The organism is Streptomyces sp. NPDC033845, assembly GCF_055576225.1.
Genome location: NZ_JBVIRI010000002.1, coordinates 590,974 through 609,044 on the forward strand (window position 1 = coordinate 590,974; position 18,071 = coordinate 609,044).

The window sequence follows — 18,071 nt, forward strand, 5'->3', positions numbered from 1 at the left end:
GCAAGGGGTTTGGTACCCCTTCCTCCGGATATATCACCTACTTTGCGGTGATGCGGTGAGGCGATGACCGTGCGTCGGTGATTCCTCGCGAGGCGTGCCCTACCAGCCGAACCGCCGGTCCACCACCGCGGCGAATTCCTCGAAGCTCAGCACGCGGTCGCCGTTCTGGTCCGCGGCGTCGAACAGCGCGGAGGAGGCGTCGGCGTCCCCCAGGCCCCAGAAGGGCAGGTCGCCCCGGGCGGCCAGGGTGGGCCCCTTGGTGCGCAGGGCCGAGATGACCTCCGCCCTGGTCAGGCTGCCGTCCTCGTTCAGGTCCAGCGCGTCGAACAGCTTGCGGGCCTTCTCGCTCATGGTGGTCCCTTCCCCGTGCCGGTCACATGTCCCTCCGTATGGTCACACGGGCCCTCGGCGGTGCGTGAAGCTGCTTGGAACCGGCCTGTTTCGAGCAACTCCTTTCATTGAACCCCGAGGGGGCGCTATCTTGCCGAGCGCATGACAAGCGCGCGAGCAAGCCCGTCCGGACCGGTAGACCGCACGAGGAGCCGCCCCATGACCCGCCGCACACGCCCGCGGACCCCCCGCACACCCTCGCGAAACCCCCGCACCCGCCCGCGGACCCACCGCACCCCCCTGCGCGCCGCGCTCGGCGCCCTGCTGGCCCTGTTCCTGGCCCTGGCCGGACCCGCCCTCCTCGCCCCCGGGGTCTCGGCGGCCCCCGGGGCCCCGGCCGCCCCCGCCGCCACCGCCGGATCGGTCACCGGCATCAGCCGCAGCGGCAACACCTTCACCATCACCACCAGCACCCGGGCCAAGGTCCGGGTGGTGCTCGCCCGGTCCGACATCTTCCGGATCTGGCTGTCCCCCGACGGCTCCTTCACCGACGACCCGGCCGGCACCGACCTTGCCGTCACCACCGACTTCGGCCCGGTCACCGCCTCCCTCACCGACGCGGGCGGCCACCACCGCATCGCCACCGCGGACCTGTCCATCCGGGTGGAGAAGTCGCCGCTGCGCTTCTCCGCCTACCGGGCCGACGACACCACACCGCTCTGGCAGGAGACCCAGCCCACCTCCTGGACCGGCGGGAAGACCACCCAGTACCTGGCCCGCGGCGCCGACGAGCAGTTCTACGGCACCGGCCTGCGGCTGGGGGAGTGGGCGCTGCGCGACAAGACCGTGCCGGTGGCCGTGGACAACCGCTGGCGGGAGAACGACAACGCCAGCCCCGCCCCCTTCTACATGTCGACCAACGACTACGGGGTGATGCGCAACACCTGGGCCCCCGGCTCCTACGGCTTCCACTCGCCCAGCACCCTCACCCACACCGAGGACCGCTTCGACGCCTGGTACTTCGCGGGCGACTCCCTCAAAGGGGTCCTCGACGCCTACACCGACGTCACCGGCAAACCCTTCATGGCCCCGATGTGGGGCTTCGAACTCGGCAACGCCGACTGCTGGAACGCCTCCAACCCCGACTACCAGGGCGACCACGGCCGGGCCCGCCACCAGACCACCCCCGACGTGGTCTCGTACGCCACCGACGCCCGCGCCGCCGACATGCCCTCCGGCTGGTTCCTGCCCAACGACGGCTACGGCTGCGGCTACACCGCACCCCTGAAGTCCACCGTGGACGCCCTGAAGGCCAAGGGCTTCCAGACCGGCCTGTGGACCTCCACCGGGCTCTCCGGGATCGCCGACGAGGTCGGCGTCCAGGGCACCCGGGGGGTCAAGACCGACGTGGCCTGGATCGGCGGCGGCTACAAGACCGCCTTCCAAGGGGTCAAACAGGCCGTCGAGGGCATCGAGCGGAACTCCGACGCCCGCCGCTACGTCTGGACCGTGGACGGCTGGGCCGGCACCCAGCGCAACGCCGTCGTCTGGACCGGCGACACCCACGGCACCTGGGACGACATGCGCTGGCACGTCCCGGCCCTCACCGGCGCCGGGCTCTCCGCCCTCAACCACGCGGCCGGCGACGTGGACGGGATCTTCGGCGGCAGCCCCAAGACCTATGCCCGCGACCTCCAGTGGAAGGCCTTCACCCCCGCCTTCATGACCATGTCCGGCTGGGGGGCCGTCAACCCGGCCGCCGGCTACCACGACAAGCAGCCCTGGCGCTTCGCCGAGCCCTACCTCTCCATCAACCGCAAGTACCTGAAGCTCAAGATGCGCCTGATGCCCTACCTGTACACGATGAGCCGGGTCGCCCACGAGACCGGAGTGCCCAGCACCCGCGCCCTGGTCCTGGAGCACCCCGAGGACCCGGTGGCCCGCGGCAACCTCACCAGCGGCCAGTTCATGGCCGGCGACTCCTTCCTCGTCGCCCCGGTGGTCTCCGACACCACCGTCCGCGACGGCATCTACCTCCCGGCCGGCACCTGGACCGACTACTGGACCGGGAAGACCTACGCAGGGCCCGGCTGGCTCAACGGCTACCCCGCACCCCTCGACACCCTGCCCCTGTTCGTCAAGGGCGGCGGCATCGTGCCCATGTGGCCCCAGATGAACCACACCGGCGAGAAGCCCGTCTCCACCCTCACCTACGACATCCACCCGCGCGGCAGCTCCGAGTTCACCCTCTACGAGGACGACGGACTCACCCGCGCCCACCAGAGCGGCGCCTTCGCCCGCCAGCGGGTGGCGGTGACCGCCCCGGCCGCCGGCGGCGGGGACGTCACCGTCTCCGTCGGCGCGGCCACCGGCTCCTACACCGGCAAACCGGCCTCCCGCGGCTACGAGTTCAGCCTGCACGTGGCGGCCGCCCCGACCGCGGTGACCCTGGACGGCACCGCCCTGCCCGCCCATCCCTCCAAGGCCGCCTACCAGGCCGCCGCCACCGGCTGGTACTTCGACCCGGCCGACCGGTCCGGCGTCCTGTGGGCCAAGACCGGCGACCGCTCCACCGCCTTCACCCTCAAGGCCACCGGCACGGCACTCCCCGCCGCCGGGCCGCTGCCCGGCTCCGCGCCCATCCCGCGCACCGGCTGGAGCCTGGTCCGGGCCGACAGCGAGGAGACCGCCGCGGAGAACGGCGCGGCCCGCAACGCCTTCGACGGGAACCCGGCCACCCACTGGCACACCCGCTGGTCGGCCGGCACCCCGGCCGCCCTCCCGCACGAGATCCAGATCGACCTCGGCGCCCGCCACACCGTGGACGGCCTCGGCTACCTCCCCCGGCAGGACGGTGGCACCAACGGCCGGATCGGCTCCTACGAGGTCCACGTCTCCGACAGCACCACCGACTGGGGCGCCCCGGTGGCCACCGGCGCCTTCGCCGACACCGCCGCGGCCAAGACCGTACCGCTGGCCGCGAAGACCGGCCGCTACCTCAGGGTCCGGGCCCTCACCGAAGCCGGCGGACGAGGCCCCTGGACCAGCGCCGCCGAATTCACCGCCACCGGACGACCGGCCCCGCCGCCCACCGACGCCACCCTCGTCGGCGCCGCCTCCGGACGCTGCGCGGACCTCCCGCACAGCTCCACCGCACCCGGCACCGAACCCACCCTCTACGGCTGCCACGGCGGCCCCAACCAGCGCTGGACCCTGCACCCCGACGGCCGGCTCACCGGCCTCGCCGGAACCTGCCTGGACGGTACCGCCCCGTACGTCACCATCGCCGCCTGCACCGGGGCCGCCTCCCAGAGCTGGCAGCAGGGCCCGCGGGGCACCCTCCGCAACGGCGGACTCTGCCTCGCCCCGGCCGCCGCCGGCACCGCAGACGGGACCCGGCTGGTCCGGGCCGACTGCGACCAGGGCACCGACCGGACCTGGACCTTCACGAGTTGACGGGCGACGCGGTCGGCGGCGAACGTGACCCGCATGGGGAACGTACGCCGACCGCTCGCACCGCTCGTCTGCCTGGCGCTCGCCGGAGCCCTCGCCGCGGCCGTGTCCGGCGGCGTCGGGGGCTCCGGCCCGCACCACACGGCGGCCGGCCCACCGGCCGCCGCCCTCGTCCACGCCGACCCGCGGGACGCCCCCGAGCCCGGACCGCCGGCCCCCGCCGGACCCGACGCCTCCACCGGCACCGTCACCGTCGACTGCGGCCGCAACGAGGAGGCCCACTACAACCAGGACAACCTGGTGGTCTCGCCCGGCCTGACCGGCGGCGCCCACCACACCCACGCCTACGTCGGCAACCTCGCCACCACGGCCACCTCCACCGACGCCGAACTCGCCGCCGCCCCCACCAGCTGCCGCGACGGCGACCGCTCCACCTACTACTGGCCGGTGCTGCGACGCACCGACCGGCCCGCCACCCTCCCGTACGAACGGGCCGCCGGACACGGCAACACCGGGGAGATCCTGCGACCGGCCGAAGTGCGCCTGGAGTTCCGCGGAAACCCGGTGAGCCCGGTGGTCCCGATGCCCCGGTTCCTGCGCGCCATGACCGGGGACGCGGTCGCCTTCACCGCCCGCACCGGCGACGAGGTCCGGGCCCGCTGGGGCTGTTCGAGCCTGCCCGGCCGCCACACCACCAGCTACCCGATCTGCCCCGAGGGCGACCGGATCACCCGCACCCTGGTGTTCCCCGGCTGCTGGAACGGCCTGGACACCGTCGACGAGACCCGCACCCATCTGCGGTTCGCCGCCCCCAACGGGGTCTGTCCGCCCGGCACCTTCGCCGTCCCCGAACTCCGCCTCACCCTCGCCTACCAGGTCCCGCCCGGCACCCCGCTCGCCCTGGACTCCTTCCCCGAACAGCTGCACAGCCCCCGTACCGACCACGCCATGTTCGTCAACGTGATGACCGAGGACCGGATGGCCGAGGTCGTCGACTGCCTCAACACCGGACGCCGCTGCTGAACCCGCACCCGCCGCCTCACCCGTACGTGACGCAACTCACATGAACCGTCCGCCGGGCGGCCGCGTGTTCGGCACGAGCAGGCGCCCGCCCCGGCGGCGCCGGCACGGAAGACGGAGAGGGTGAGATGGCCGGACCACTGTGGCCCCGCAACCGGCGGGGCTCGACCGACGAAGCACTGATCAGGGCGGTGTACGAGGAGCACGGCCATGCCCTGCTCGCCTACGCCACCCGGCTGACCGGCGACCGGGCCGCCGCCGAGGACGTCGTCCAGGAGACCCTGATCCGGGCCTGGCGGCACTCGGAGGTCCTGGTGAACGGGAAGGGCTCGGTGCGCGGCTGGCTGCTCACCGTGGCCCGGAACATCATCACCGACCGCTTCCGCGCCAAGGCGGCCCGGCCGGCCGAGGTCGCCGGTTCCGCCGCCGCCCCGCCGGTGGCCGTCGACCACTCCGACGCGGTGGTCGACACCATGACCGTACTGGGCGCCCTCGACCGGCTCTCGCCGGAACACCGGGACGTCCTGACCGAGTTGTACTACCGCGAGCGCAGCGTCGCCGAGGCCGCCGACACCCTCGGCATCCCGGCGGGCACCGTGAAGTCGCGCTCGCACTACGCGCTGAAGGCCCTGCGCGAGACGTTCAGGGAAGACGACGGACCGAGCAGGCCCCAGCAGCCCGCCGGAATCAGGGAGGTGGTGGCATGAACCGGCAGCAGCAGCACGCGGAGGAGGAACTGCTCGGCCCGTACGTCCTCGGCGTACTCGACGAGAGCGACATCCGGCGCGTCGAGGAGCACATGAACGGCTGCGAGCGGTGCGGACGGGAGGTCGACGAGCTCCGCGGGATGGAGGCGGCGCTCGGCGAAGTCCCCCCGGAGGCCTTCCTGGACGGGCCGCCCCCGGGCGGCGACCTGATGCTCCAGCGCACCCTGCGGCGGATGCGCGACGAACGCGCGGGCGGCGCGCGCCGCCGCGGGGCCCTGGTGGGCCTCGCGGCGGCCGCCGCCCTCGCCGCCGTGTTCTGGGCCGGTACGGCCACCGGCGGCGGTGAACAGGTCCGCGCCCTGCCCGAACCGCCGCCCACCGCCACGGCCACCCCCTCACCCCCGCCGGCCGGCACCAGGGTGGCCTCCGCCACCGACGCGGCCAGCGGCGCCCGGATGACCGTCCGGATGGTGCCCGCCACCCGCTGGGTCCGGGTGAACGCCGCGGTCACCGGCATTCCGGCCGGTGAGCGCTGCCGACTGGTCGTCATCGGCCGGGACGGCAGCCGCACCACGGCGGGCGGCTGGGTGGTCGGCAGCCAGGCCGACGGGGAGGGCAAGGGAGCCTCACTGGACGGCTCGGCCGCGGTGGACCCCTCCCTGGTCAAGGCCATCGCGGTCGAGAACGAGACGGGCCGGACCTTCGTCACGGTTCCTCTCTGACCGGCCGGGGCCCCGACCGCCGGGGTCGAACGCCGGGGCCGACCACCGGGGCCGATCGGTCCGGGGCCGCGCGCCCCGGACCGATCGGCCCCGGCCCGGGGTCGCGGCTGGATTCCGACCGTGGCGGCCGGTGGGGTGGTCTTGTGCGGGGTGGGGCGGCGCGGGAGCCTGGCGGCCCCCCACCCGGTCGAGGAAGGGCCCAGGTGCCGCTCATGAGACTGCCGACCCGCCGCCGCCCCGTACCGTCCCTGCTGTCCGCCGCCGCGCTGGCGCTGGTCCTGCCGCTGGCCGCCGCGCTGCCCGCCGCCGCCCGCAGCGCCGCCCCGGACTCCGTCGGGCGCGCTCCGATATCCCTGGCCGGGCCCGGTCAGGAGGGGCTGCCGGACGCCTGGATCGTCGAACTCAAGGCCCGTGGCCCCGAGGGGCGCGGCTCGACGGCGGCGGCCGGCCCCCGCGAGATCGCCCGCGAACTGGCCGGACGGACCGCCGGAGCGAGGATCGGGCACGTCTACACCTCCGCGCTGAACGGGTTCTCGGTCCGGATGACCCGGGCGCAGGCCGACCGGCTGGCCGCCGACCCGAGGGTGGCGCGGATCCACCAGGACACCCGGGTCTCCCTGGACCCGGCAGCCAGGTCAGCCGCGGCAGCCACGTCAGCCGCCGAGGCCGGGGCCACGGCCGCCGGTCCGGACGCCACCCAGCCGGACGCCCCCTGGGGCCTGGACCGGATCGACCAGCGGCAGCTCCCGCTGTCCACCAGCTACACCTACCTCACCACCGCTCCCCGGGTCCGGGTGTACGTCATCGACACTGGGATCCGCACCACCCACGGGGAGTTCGGCGGACGCGCGACCGTCGGCATCGACACCGTCGGGGACGGCGGCAACGGGCAGGACTGCAACGGCCACGGCACCCATGTGGCGGGCATCGCCGCCGGCTCGGTGTACGGGGTGGCCAAGGAGGCCCGGCCGGTGGCCGTACGGGTCCTCAACTGCCAGGGATCCGCGTCCACCTCGGGGGTGATCGCCGGGATCGACTGGGTGACCGCGAACGCGGTCCGGCCCGCCGTGGCCAATATGAGCCTGGGCGGGGCGGCCAGCTCGGCCCTGGACGCCGCGGTCCGCAACTCCATCGCCTCCGGCATCAGTTACACCGTGGCTGCCGGCGGATCGGCCAGTCCCGGCGGGGCCTGCTCCACCTCGCCGGCCCGGGTGCCCGAGACCATCGTGGTGGCGGCCTCCGACCGGCAGGACCGCCGGGCCTCCTCCTCCAACTACGGCAACTGCGTGTCCCTGTTCGCCCCCGGCGTGGCGATCCCGTCCGCCTGGAAGGACGGCGACACGGCCACCGCCACCCTCAGCGGCACCTCCATGGCCACCGCGCACACCGCCGGCGCCGTCGCGCTCCATCTGGCGTTCCGGCCGCAGGACACCCCGGCCCAGGTGAAGCAGGCGCTGCTGGCCAACGCCACCGCCGGTGTCCTCCAGGGCAGCCCGCCGCCCGCCCCGAACCGCCTGCTCTACACCCTCTACCTGCCCTGAACCCGGCCGCCGGGCTCGCGCGGTTCGCGGACCCAGCGGAACTCCACCTCGGGGTGGCGGGGGACCGGCGCGTCCAGCAGCGGAGCCGGCCGGTCCCGCAGGAAGCGGTCGAAGAAGGCGCGGACGTAACGGCGGACCAGTTCGGTGGACCGGGCGGCCGGCAGCGAACCGAGGAGCTCGGTGTACAGCTCGGGCGGCCAGCTGCCGGGCAGGCCGCCCGGCCCGGCGAACCAGGGCAGGTCGGTGAAGCTGAGGTGGCCGGTTCCGTGGATCCTCAACTGCCGTGCCCAGCCGCGCTGGTGCTCGCGCCAGCGGCGCCAGGTGTCGTGGTCCTCCAGCGCGGTGAGCAGCAGATAGGGCCGGTCCAGGCCGAGTTCGGGCACCGGGGTGCCGAACAGTCCGGCGTCCATGCCGAGTCCGGCCCGGAACCGGGGGTCCACCCGGAGGGCCTCGGCGGCGGCGGCGCCGCCCATGGAGTGGCCGAGCGCCCCGATCCGGTCCGGGTCCACCTGGGGCCGGCCCGGTCCCCGGCAGGGTCCGCCGGGCCGGGTGAACTCCCCGGCCAGGAAGCTCAGGTCGCCGACCCGGACCGAGGTCTCCAGGCGTTCCTGGGTCTCCCAGTCGGCCGGCTCGTCCGGGAGCGTGCTGCGTACGGTCCGCCCGTCCGGGAAGCGCACCACGGCCGCGTCGTGGGTGTGGTCCACCCCGGCCACCAGATAGCCGTGCGAGGCCAGGTCCTCGGCCAGCGCGGTGCAGTCGGCGCGGCCGCCCTTGCGGCCGTGGCCCAGGAGCAGCAGCGGCCGGGCGCCGGGGGCCGCGGGCGCGCCGGGGCGGGCGTGGGTGCGGACCGCCCCGACCGTGCCGGGGGTCAGCGGCAGCCGTTCCTCCAGGTCCCGGGCGGCCTCCGCCGAGGTGTAGGGGGCGCGGGGCCGTCCGACGCCGGTGCCCCGGGCCGGATACCAGAGCTGCACCATCAGCTCGCGGGGCCGCCGGTCGGGGGCCAGCGGGTCGGGCCGGTCCCGCTGCACGGTCCCTACGGCCAGGGTGCCGACGGCCCAGCGGCCGGTGGGCGCCGGGAGCGGGATCCCGACGGTGGCCGCGCGGGCGGTGCCGCCCGGCAGGGTGAAGGCGGTGGCGGCGGCGGCCACGGCCAGAGCGGACCTTCGTGTGATCATCTTCCCCACCCGGAGCGTGCGGCGGCGCGGCCGATCGGCAGCAGCCACACCCTAGTTGGTCTGGACCATTACGCCCAGGGGTGCGACCGCACGCCGTGCGCACCGCCTTCGCGGCCCGCCCTCACGATCGCGGTCCGCCCTCAGGATCCGGTGGCCGCCGGATTGCCGCGCTGCTCCAGCGAGGTGCGCCAGCCGGGCGGCTCGGCCGCCGACCGGGCCGGATCCGGCGACCGGCGGCCGCCGGCGGCGAAGAAGGCGGCCAGCGGCAGGGTGGCGGCGCCGACCGTGACCGCGTCCGGGCCGAGCGAGCCCAGTCCGATGGTGACCCGGTCGGCGGGGTGCCGGAGGGCGTATCCGACGGCGTGCCGGCGGACGGCGGGCAGGATCCGGGGACCGAGCATCAGTCCGGCCCAGCCGCCGATCAGGATCCGTTCCGGCCGGAACAGGTTGATCACGTCGGACAGTCCGGCCCCGAGGTACTCCGCGGCCTCCTCCAGCACCTCCAGGGCCGCCGCGTCCCCGGCGTCGGCCGCGGCCAGCAGCCCGGCCAGCGCCGCCTCCTCGTCCGCGGAGCCCGTCGGGTCCGCCGAGTCCGCCGAGTCCGCCGGGTCCGCCGGGTCCGTCGAGTCCGGGGCCGCCGATCGGCTCGGACCGTCAATGAGCGGCCCGGGTGCGGCGGGTCCGCCCAGTCCGGCCCACCGGGCCAGCAGGGCCTCCGCCCCCGTGTAGGCCTCCAGGCAGCCCAGGGCCCCGCACCGGCAGCGCCGGCCGCGCACCGAGACCGTCAGGTGGCCCCACTCCAGGGAGGTGCCCTCGGTCCCGCCGTCCTCCGGGGAGCCGTCGGTGATCAGTCCGGCGCCGACCCCGGACCCGATCAGCGCCACCACGGCGTTCCGGGCGCCCCGGCCGGCGCCGAACCACATCTCGGCCTGGCCCAGGGTGCGCGCACCGTTGTCGATCAGATAGGGCACCTCCGCCGGCAGCGCCCCGGTGTCCCGCAACAGGGCTTCCAGCGGCACGGCGTCCCAGCCGATGGTCTGGCCGTGCACCACCGCCCCTCCGGGGGCGTCGCGGTCCACTATGCCGGGCACCCCAACGCCGACCCCGAGCAGTCCGTCCGTCCCGGTGCCGGACTCGGCGAGCACGGCCGCGATCCCGGCCCGGACCTGTTCCACGATCGGTCCGACCGCATAGTCGCCGGCCCTCAAGGGCTGTTCGGAGCGGGCCAGTTCGGTCAGCGAGAGGTCGAAGAGCTCCACCCGCACCCGGGTCTCGCCGACGTCCACCCCGATCAGTCGGGCGCTGCCGGGCGCCACCCGGAGCAGGGTGCGGGGGCGCCCGCCGTCGGAGTCGACGATCCCGGCCTCCTCCAGCAGTCCCTCGGCGACGAGTTCGCCGACCACGTTGCTCACGGATCCGGAGCTCATGCCGGTGGCGGGCCCCAGCTCCTGGCGGCTCATCGGCCCGCCGAAGTACAGGCGCTGCAGTACCGCGCCGCGGTTGGCGCGCCGCAGGTCCCGTACCGTGCGTCCGTTCCGGACCGTCATGTGGTTCCCTCCGCAGCTGGCGTCGCCTGCAACATACCGCTGTGCGACCCCTTGACGCGACCACTGCCCGGGTCTTAACTCATGACGTGAATTAAGTGTCGGCGGCACGGTCGCCGGATCCGCCCCGCCGGTCCCCGCCGAAAGGAAACCCGTGTCCGACGCGATCGATCTCGCCGCCCTGCCCGCGGACTTCGGCTGGGGAACCACCACCTCCGCCCGCCAGATCGAGGGCGCCGAGGCCTGCGACCACTACCACCGCTGGCGCGAGGACATCGCCCTGATGACCGAGCTGGGCACCGGCACCTACCGCTTCTCCCTCGCCTGGCCCCGGATCGTCCCCGGCGGCGACGGCCCCGCCGACCCCCGGGGCCTGGACTTCTACGACCGGCTCACCGACACCCTCCTCGCCGTCGGCATCCGCCCCTCCGCCACCCTGCACGACGGGGACCTGCCCCCGGCCCTCCAGGACCGCGGCGGCTGGCCGGCCCGCCGCACCGCCGAGCACTTCGCCGAGTACGCCGCCCTGGCCGCCGCCCGCCTCGGCGACCGGATCACCCACTGGACCACCCTCGACGAACCGCTGTACACCGCCTGGACCGGCGGCCCCGACGGGCAGGCGGCCGGACCGGCCGACCCCACGGCCGCCGTCCACGCCTCCTACCACCTGCTCCTCGGCCACGGCCTCGCCGTCCAGGCGGTCCGCGCCGCCGCCCCCGCCGCCCGGATCGGCATCGCCCACCACCTCTCCGCCGTCCGCCCGGCCACCGCGACCGGCCCCGACCTGGCCGCCGCACGGCGGATGGACGGCCATGTCAACCGCTGGTGGCTGGACCCCGTCCACGGCCGGGACTTCCCCGCCGACATACGCGAGGTCTACCGGGTCGACCTGCCCGAACACCCCGGGGACCAAAGGCTGATGGCCGCCCCGCTGGACTGGCTGGGCCTCGGCTACTACTTCCCGAGGACCGTCGCCGACGACCCGGCCGGACCCGCCCCGTACGCCCGGGCGGTCCGCCGCCCCGGGGTCCCGCGCACCGGGACGGACCGCGAGGTGGACCCGGACGGAATCGAGAGCCTGCTGCTGCGCCTCACCGAGGAGTACGGAGCCCGCAGCCTCGTCGTCACCGGCAACGGCTGCGCCTACCCGGACACCGTCCGCTCCGACGGCAGCATCGACGACCCGGCCCGCGCCGACTACCTCACCGCCCATGTCGCCGCCTGCGCCCGCGCCGTCCGCCGGGGCGCCCCGCTGGCCGGCTACTGCGCCCGGTCCCTGCTCGACGGCCCGGACCGGGCCCCCGGTCCCGCCGGCCGCTTCGGCCTGATCCATGTGGACCACCCCACCCAGACCCGCACCGTCAAGTCCAGCGGCCACCACTACGCGGCCCTGATCGCCGCCCACCGGGCCCTGCACGCAGCGCGCTGACCACCCGGGCGCGGGAGCGCCGGGTGGTCAGCGGGCCGGACGGCACCTCCTGACCTCCTGACCTCCTAGGGGAAGGAGGTCACCGTGGAGGGGACCGTCGAGGTGCCCGAGGTGGGGGCGCCGATCTGGTTGATCACGTGCTCGTACTGGCCGTTGCCGCCGAGCGAGACCACCAGCAGGTCGTGGAACCGCACGCCCGGCTTCACCGGAGCCTGGAAGCCGTGCCCCTGACGGATCGTCGGATCCACGTTGTAGTAGCAGTAGCTGCCCAGACCCCAGCCCTCGTGGGTGTTGACCGAGTCGGCCACCTTGTAGGCGGCGTAGCCCTTCGTCGCGCCGTTCTGGATGGCGGCCTGGTTGGGCGCGTCGTAGGCCTTCTCGTTCTGGAAGAAGATCGTCCGGCCGCGTTCGCCGTTCCACTCCACGTCGTACTTGTTGAAGTGCTCCACGAACAGGCCGGTGGCCAGCACGTCGTCGCCGTTGACCCGGAACCCGTAGTCCGAGCGGTTGGTCTCCCAGCCCACCCCGTCGCCGTGGTCGGCCCGCCAGATCCAGGTGTGGTCGACGATCACGTCGTCGCTGTTCACCGCCATGCCCAGGGTGGCCTTGCCCGCGCCCGCGCCGCCGACCCGGACGAACACGTCCTGGACGGTCGTCGGGTTCGCCGCGTGGTCGGCGGAGGCGTTCGCCGGGCCGACCTCCAGCAGGGTCGGGGAGTTGACCGGGCCCGCGTCGATCAGGAAGCCGGCGAGCCGGACCCCGTCCACGTCGGCGACCCGCATCGCGGTCACCCCGTTGTCCGGGATGATCGTGGCCAGCCCGAGGCCCAGCACGACCGTGTCCGCGCGGTTGACCTCGATGGTCCGGTCCACGTGGTAGACGCCGGGGGTGAACAGCAGGTGCAGCCCCTGGGCCAGCGCCGCGTTGATCGTGGCGGCGGTCGCGCCGGGCTTCACCACGTAGAACCGGTCCAGCGGGACCGAGGTGCCCTGCGGCGCCCCGTTGCCCCAGGAGGTGCCGCGCGCGTTGGTCCGCTTGGCCGGGACGAACACCTTGTAGGCGCCGCCGTCCAGGTACAGGAACGGCTTCTCCCGGGAGATCGGGGTGGTGTCCAGGGTGGTGTACGGCGGGTTCGGGTAGGACTGGGCCGGGGCGCCCTGGGTCCCGGAGAACACCTGGTTCCACACCGCGTTGGACCAGCCGCCGATCGAGCTGTCACGGGTGTACCACTGCTGCTGCGAGTAGTTGCCGATCTGCCCGTCCACCTTGGAGTCGGCGATGTACCCGCCGGAGGCCCAGCCGTAGCCGTTCGGCGCCAGGTTGAGCCCGCCCTTGACGTGCATCCGGCGGAACGGCGCCGCCTGCGAGACCGCCCAGCGGTTCGTCCCGCTGACCGGGTTCAGCGCCAGGTTCTCGGCCGAACGCCAGAAGTTCTGGGTGGCGTTGCCGCCGAACCAGCCCGCGTCCACCGTCACGTCGCCGTTGATGGTGGTGTCGTCGGGGCTCAGCCCCAGCCCCGAGATGGAGGTGTAGAAGCCGATCTGCGCGTTGAGCCCGTTGTACGTCCCGGGCTTGAACAGGAACTGGTAGCGGCCGGAGCCGAACTGTGCCGACTCCTGCTGGGCGAAGACCTGGTCCAGCCTGGCCTGGATGTTCGGGGTCGAGGGGTCGAAGACGATCACGTTCGGGCCGAGGTCGCCGCCGCCGGGGATGACGGGGCCGCCGTCCGGGGTGCCGTACACCTGGAACTCCCACAGCGAGTAGCCCCAGCCGGTGGCGCGCGCGGTCCCGGTCACCCGCACGTACCGGGCGGTCCCGCCGATCGCGTGGGTCTGCGTCCCGCCGGTGCCCGAGGCGGTCGTGTACGCCGTGGTCCAGTCGGTGCCGTTCCCGGAGGTCTCCACCCGGTACGCCGTCGCGTACGCGGCCTCCCACCGCAGCACCACCTGGCTGAGCTGCGCGGGGGCGCCCAGGTCCACCTGGATCCACTGCGGGTCGGCGAACTGGCTGGACCAGCGGGTCCCGGTGTTCCCGTCGACCGCGGCGGCGGCCGGCGTACCGCCGTTCTCCTGGCTGGAGGCGGTCGCGTTCTTGCCCTGGGAGAGCAGTACGGGTGCCGCGTGCGCCGCCGTGCCGGGGAGCAGCGCGAGCAGCGCGCCGAGCAGTACGGCGACCAGCGTGGCGGCGAGGAGGCGTGGCGGACGGTCCGTGGATGGAGGCATAGGGGTGCTCCTGAGGTCGTGGAACCGGGGGATCGAAGCGTGAGTGAACTGGCCCCCAAGGGCACCGTCAAGAGGTCGCGCATTCGGGAACCGAAGGCGTCCGGGCGCTTCGGATCCCCTTCAGGGCCTGTGAACTCCTGGTTTCTTCAATCCTTGTGAAAAGTGATGAGAAAAAATTTTGCCGAGTTCACCGGGCCGATCCGCCCACCGGGACGGGTCCGGACGCGCCACGGGCGGCCCGCCTGCCCGGCGGACCGCCCGTGTTCGGGAGGTGACGACGACGCCCGTCCCCGGGCGCCCTCCGGGGCTCAGCCCCAGTTCGGATGTCCCTCGCTGCCGGCCCCGGTCGGGGTCAGCGCCCGCTCGCCCGAACCGTCCGCGCGCACCGCCCGCGGCTCCGGCCGTTCGTACGGTCCGCGGACGAACGCCAGCCAGGTCCCGTCGGGGGACCAGGCCGGGTCCATCTCGTGGGCCGCGGTGGACACCAGTGTGCGGTCGGCCCTGCCGTCCGTCCCGATCAGCCGGATGTCGCCCTGGCTGCCCTTGCCGTACGAACCCGCCGTGTAGGCGAAGGTGCGGCCGTCGGGGGACCACACCGGGTCCAGGGCGGGGTGCGGCAGATCGGTCAGCCGGGTCGGCACGACCTCCTCCGCCTCCGCGTCCACCAGGTTGATCTGCCAGTTCCCGCCGTACTGGACGCAGACGGCGATCCGCTTCCCGTCCGGGGACCAGGCGGGATCCTCCACCGGGGTCGGGGAGGCGGTGACCTGGCGGGCGGAGCCGTCGGCCGCGTCCACCACGAACAGCTGCTGCACCCCGTCCTTCTTCCGGAGCACCGCGATGTGCTTGCCGTCCGGGGACCAGGAGACCCGCCCGCCGGAGATGGCCGCGAGCCGCCGCGCCCCCGACCCGTCGGCCCGGGCCACCCAGACGGCGGTGCCGTCGTCGGAGACCCGGGTGAAGGCGATGGCGGTGCGGTCCGGGGACCACTTGGGCAGGTAGTCGCAGACGGCGCCCGGACTCAGCGGAACCAGCGTCCGGGGAGTGCCGGTCGGAGCGCCCTCCAGCAGCGCGATCCGGCCGTGGCACGTCTTGGGCCAGCCCGCGGCGGTGTCCTGACGGATCAGCAGCGGGGCGGTCGGGAAGGGGGCCGGCCCGGTGGGCGACCCGGAGGCCGAGGGGGAGCCGGCGCCCTTGCCGCCGTCATCGCCCGCATCGCGGTCCCAGGGCTGCCAGACCAGCAGCCCCGCCACACAGAGCAGGGCCACGGCCGCCGCCAGGACCGCCCCGCGCCGCCGCGCCCGCGCCGGGGCGTCGGGGCGCGGGTCGGCCGGGCCGAAGGCCTCGGTGCCGGGCGCGGGCCCGAAGGTCCCGCCGCCGTACCCGCCGACGGTCGTGGCCGGGGTCGGGTTCGGAACGGCGTACGGGGACGGCCCGCTCGGCGGCGCCCCGGCCGTCCGCGGGTCGACCGGCGCCGGAGGCGAGGGCGGCGCCGGGGTGTCGGCCGCGGTGAGCGGATGCCCCGCACCCGCCGGACCGCCGTCACCGGCAGGGCCGTCGTCTCCGGCCACGGCATCGGGTACGGCGGGGTCCGGGGTGTCGGCCACGGCGTCGGCGGGGGTGTCGGACGGCCCGGGCCCGGCCGGGGCCGGGTGGTCCGCGCGGGGGAGGAGGGCGGTGGCCGCCTCCGGCAGCCAACTGCCGGCGGCCGGCGGGTGGACGGTCAGCCGGGTCAGGAAGTCCCCCGGGTCCGGCCGGTCGGCCGGGTCCTTCGCCAGACAGGCCGCGATCAGGCCGCGCAGCGCGCCCGGCACCGCGTCCAGGTCCGGTTCCTCGTGCACCACCTTGTAGTGCCGCGCGGCCGAGGGCCCGTCCCCGAACGGCGAGGCGCCGGCGGCCTGCGCCAGCACCACGCCGAGGGCGAACATGTCCACGGCGGGGGTCACGGAACCGCCGGTCAGCTGCTCGGGGGCGAGGAACCCCGGGGTGCCGATCTGGAGACCGGTCTGGGTCAGCGCGGTCCCGTCCAGGGCCCGGGCGATCCCGAAGTCGATCACCCGGGGGCCGTCCTCGGCGATGATGATGTTCGCGGGCTTCAGATCGCGGTGGATCACCCCGGCCCGGTGGATCGCCTCCAGGGCCTCGGCCAGTCCGGCCGCCAGCACGGTGAGGGTGTCCGGCGGCAGCGCCCCGACCCGGCCGAGCACGGCGGCGAGCGTCGGCCCCGGCACGTAGGCGGTCACCAGCCACGCCGGATCGCCCTCGGGGTCCGCGTCCACCACCGGAGCGGTGTGGAAACCGCCGACCCTGCGGGCCGCGGCCACCTCGTCGGCGAACCGCCGGCGGAACCCGGGTTCGGTGCTCAGTTCGGGGCGCACCACCTTGACGGCCACCGCCCGGCCGGAGCGGGAGCGGCCCAGGTAGACCACTCCCATGCCTCCCTGGCCGAGTCTGCCGGTCAGCCGGTAGCGGCCTTCGCCGACCGAGCTGGGATCGCCCGGTGCGAGCGGCTTCATGTGCACCCCCGTCTTCGCACCCCGACGGTGCTTGCATCTCCCTACCCGGCCTCGCGACCGCCAGTCAAGCGGAGTCCACGCCGGAGGCCCCTCGGGTACGGATCGGGACAGGACCGGGACCGTTCCGGAACGCTCGCAACACGGTCGGGGCAAGGGCGGGCCGAGGACAGGGCAAGGCCAGGGCGAGGGCGGGGCGAGGTCAGAGCACGGCGACGCCCAGCGGCCGGGCGCCGACGGCGAGCCGCCGGGTCTCCCCGGAGTCCAGGTCCACGACCGTGACCCCGTCCCAGTAGCCGTCCCGGGTGAACCCGCCGGTGACGTAGGCGGTGCGGCCGTCCCGGGAGACGGCCACGTCCTCGTGCGGGCCGCGGAGCGGCAGCACCCGCTCGCCGCCGTCCGGTGCGCGGACCGTCAGGGAGGGGCCGCGGCCGGTCCCGTCCACGGACCCGGTGCCGACCACCAGCAGCCGCCCGTCCGGGGTCATGGCGGCGCCGTGCTGGTGGGTGCCGGCGGTCATCGGCTCGACGGTGGTCCGGCCGGTCCGCGGGTCCACCACGGCGAGCCGTTCGCCCTCGAAGGGCAGCAGCAGTCTGCCGTCCGTCGGCCGGACGACGGCGTAGTGCGGTTTCAGCCATGATCCGAGGCCGCCCTCGGTGCCGTAGGGGGCCACCTCGATCCGGCGCGACGGGCTCGCGGCGCCCGGCCCGGCCACCGGCACCACCGTCACGTCGAAGGAGTCGTGCCCGGTGACGTAGACCTCCGAGCCGTCCCGTGCCACGTCCACGTCGAAGGGCCGGCGGCCGACCGGCACGGTGTCGACCACCCGCCGGGAGGCCGTGTCCAGCACCTCCAGCACCCCGTTCCCGCCGGGCACGTTCACCCCGACATAGGCCCGCCGGCCGTCGGGGGACAGCGCGAGCCCCATGCCGCCGCCCCGGTACTCGCCGCGCTCCACCGGCCCGCTCGGGGTCCGGTAGGGGATCCGGGCCACCCGGGTCCGGGTCCGGGTGTCGACCACGGCGACCCCCTCGGCGGTGGCCACCCAGGCCAGCCCGTCCGGGCCCACGGCCAGCGCGTAGGGCGCGGTGCCGACCGGTACGGAGGCGAAGGCGCCCCGCTGCGGGTCCGCGAAGGTCACGGTGTCGGCGCCGAAGTCCGCCGTCAGCAGGGTGCCCGACGGGGTGGCGGCGGTACCGGGCACGGCCGGTGCCGAGGAGGCCGGCGCGGGCCGGTCGGCGGCCGCGGCCGCGGGGGCGTCCGTACCGCCGGTCCCGCCACAGCCGGCGAGCAGCAGCAGCGCCAGCAGGGCGGCGGGGGCGGGGATCCGGGTGCGTCGGGGTGTGGGCTCCATGGGTCCAGCCTGCCGCCCGCCCGGCCCCGGCCGGTCCGCCCGCGGGCCGGACCCCGCGACC

Annotated in this window: 12 protein-coding genes; 6 read left to right on the forward strand and 6 right to left on the reverse strand. The window is 75.0% G+C overall.

The genetic code is table 11. The features are described 5' to 3' along the window. Positions 1 to 99: 99 nt before the first annotated feature. Entirely contained in the window at positions 100 to 351 is a 252-nt protein-coding gene (locus tag ACZ50K_RS06695) for an EF-hand domain-containing protein (RefSeq protein WP_468898237.1), read from the reverse strand. A gap of 198 nt (positions 352 to 549) precedes the next feature. On the opposite strand from ACZ50K_RS06695, the gene ACZ50K_RS06700 reads away from it, so the two are divergent. From ACZ50K_RS06700 to ACZ50K_RS06720, 5 genes are all read left to right on the forward strand, one after another. Further along, the gene (locus ACZ50K_RS06700) at positions 550 to 3,786 is read left to right on the forward strand and encodes a TIM-barrel domain-containing protein (protein ID WP_468898239.1); all 3,237 of its coding nucleotides are present in this window, start codon (positions 550 to 552) and stop codon (positions 3,784 to 3,786) included. 33 nt (positions 3,787 to 3,819) lie between these two features. Beyond that, on the forward strand, positions 3,820 to 4,806 hold the full coding sequence (locus ACZ50K_RS06705; RefSeq protein ID WP_468898242.1) for a DUF1996 domain-containing protein: 987 nt from the start codon (positions 3,820 to 3,822) through the stop codon (positions 4,804 to 4,806). 125 nt (positions 4,807 to 4,931) lie between these two features. Continuing rightward, positions 4,932 to 5,510, forward strand: coding sequence for a sigma-70 family RNA polymerase sigma factor (locus ACZ50K_RS06710; RefSeq protein ID WP_468898245.1), 579 nt, complete (start codon positions 4,932 to 4,934; stop codon positions 5,508 to 5,510). Further along, positions 5,507 to 6,232 (forward strand): anti-sigma factor, encoded by a 726-nt coding sequence (locus tag ACZ50K_RS06715; protein ID WP_468898248.1) that lies wholly within the window; start codon positions 5,507 to 5,509, stop codon positions 6,230 to 6,232. Before ACZ50K_RS06710 ends, ACZ50K_RS06715 begins: the two co-directional genes overlap by 4 nt. Before the next feature lie 212 nt (positions 6,233 to 6,444). Then, positions 6,445 to 7,773, forward strand: coding sequence for a S8 family peptidase (locus tag ACZ50K_RS06720; protein WP_468898251.1), 1,329 nt, complete (start codon positions 6,445 to 6,447; stop codon positions 7,771 to 7,773). On the opposite strand, the gene ACZ50K_RS06725 is transcribed toward ACZ50K_RS06720, so the two are convergent. Both ACZ50K_RS06725 and ACZ50K_RS06730 read right to left on the reverse strand, forming a co-directional pair. Beyond that, positions 7,761 to 8,948: an alpha/beta hydrolase family protein gene (locus tag ACZ50K_RS06725; RefSeq protein ID WP_468898254.1), complete on the reverse strand. Its 1,188-nt coding sequence runs from the start codon at positions 8,946 to 8,948 to the stop codon at positions 7,761 to 7,763. The genes ACZ50K_RS06720 and ACZ50K_RS06725 overlap by 13 nt on opposite strands. 140 nt (positions 8,949 to 9,088) lie before the next feature. Further along, positions 9,089 to 10,495 carry an ROK family transcriptional regulator gene (locus tag ACZ50K_RS06730; protein WP_468898257.1) on the reverse strand — a complete coding sequence of 469 codons (1,407 nt, stop codon included), beginning with the start codon at positions 10,493 to 10,495 and terminating at the stop codon, positions 9,089 to 9,091. Between the two features lie 151 nt (positions 10,496 to 10,646). Here ACZ50K_RS06730 and ACZ50K_RS06735 point away from each other — a divergent pair, with 151 nt between their 5' ends. Further along, positions 10,647 to 11,921, forward strand: coding sequence for a family 1 glycosylhydrolase (locus ACZ50K_RS06735; protein WP_468898259.1), 1,275 nt, complete (start codon positions 10,647 to 10,649; stop codon positions 11,919 to 11,921). Positions 11,922 to 11,986: 65 nt separating this feature from the next. Here the strand turns inward: ACZ50K_RS06735 and ACZ50K_RS06740 are convergent, their stop codons facing one another. The 3 genes from ACZ50K_RS06740 to ACZ50K_RS06750 all read right to left on the reverse strand — a co-directional run bounded on the left by ACZ50K_RS06740 (position 11,987) and on the right by ACZ50K_RS06750 (position 18,010). Beyond that, positions 11,987 to 14,143 (reverse strand): discoidin domain-containing protein, encoded by a 2,157-nt coding sequence (locus ACZ50K_RS06740; RefSeq protein ID WP_468898262.1) that lies wholly within the window; start codon positions 14,141 to 14,143, stop codon positions 11,987 to 11,989. Positions 14,144 to 14,451: 308 nt separating this feature from the next. Beyond that, a complete protein-coding gene (locus ACZ50K_RS06745; protein ID WP_468898264.1) occupies positions 14,452 to 16,659 on the reverse strand; it encodes a protein kinase domain-containing protein in 2,208 nt (735 codons plus the stop codon). A gap of 199 nt (positions 16,660 to 16,858) precedes the next feature. Next, positions 16,859 to 18,010: a YncE family protein gene (locus tag ACZ50K_RS06750; protein ID WP_468898267.1), complete on the reverse strand. Its 1,152-nt coding sequence runs from the start codon at positions 18,008 to 18,010 to the stop codon at positions 16,859 to 16,861. Positions 18,011 to 18,071: the final 61 nt, after the last annotated feature.

What these genes read in the sequence shown, in the direction of transcription:
- ACZ50K_RS06695 (WP_468898237.1), bottom strand. Translation starts at nt 351, where the DNA reads ATGAGCGAGAAGGCCCGCAAGCTGTTCGACGCGCTGGACCTGAACGAG.
- ACZ50K_RS06700 (WP_468898239.1), top strand. Translation starts at nt 550, where the DNA reads ATGACCCGCCGCACACGCCCGCGGACCCCCCGCACACCCTCGCGAAAC.
- ACZ50K_RS06705 (WP_468898242.1), top strand. Translation starts at nt 3,820, where the DNA reads ATGGGGAACGTACGCCGACCGCTCGCACCGCTCGTCTGCCTGGCGCTC.
- ACZ50K_RS06710 (WP_468898245.1), top strand. Translation starts at nt 4,932, where the DNA reads ATGGCCGGACCACTGTGGCCCCGCAACCGGCGGGGCTCGACCGACGAA.
- ACZ50K_RS06715 (WP_468898248.1), top strand. Translation starts at nt 5,507, where the DNA reads ATGAACCGGCAGCAGCAGCACGCGGAGGAGGAACTGCTCGGCCCGTAC.
- ACZ50K_RS06720 (WP_468898251.1), top strand. Translation starts at nt 6,445, where the DNA reads ATGAGACTGCCGACCCGCCGCCGCCCCGTACCGTCCCTGCTGTCCGCC.
- ACZ50K_RS06725 (WP_468898254.1), bottom strand. Translation starts at nt 8,948, where the DNA reads ATGATCACACGAAGGTCCGCTCTGGCCGTGGCCGCCGCCGCCACCGCC.
- ACZ50K_RS06730 (WP_468898257.1), bottom strand. Translation starts at nt 10,495, where the DNA reads ATGACGGTCCGGAACGGACGCACGGTACGGGACCTGCGGCGCGCCAAC.
- ACZ50K_RS06740 (WP_468898262.1), bottom strand. Translation starts at nt 14,143, where the DNA reads ATGCCTCCATCCACGGACCGTCCGCCACGCCTCCTCGCCGCCACGCTG.
- ACZ50K_RS06745 (WP_468898264.1), bottom strand. Translation starts at nt 16,659, where the DNA reads ATGAAGCCGCTCGCACCGGGCGATCCCAGCTCGGTCGGCGAAGGCCGC.
- ACZ50K_RS06750 (WP_468898267.1), bottom strand. Translation starts at nt 18,010, where the DNA reads ATGGAGCCCACACCCCGACGCACCCGGATCCCCGCCCCCGCCGCCCTG.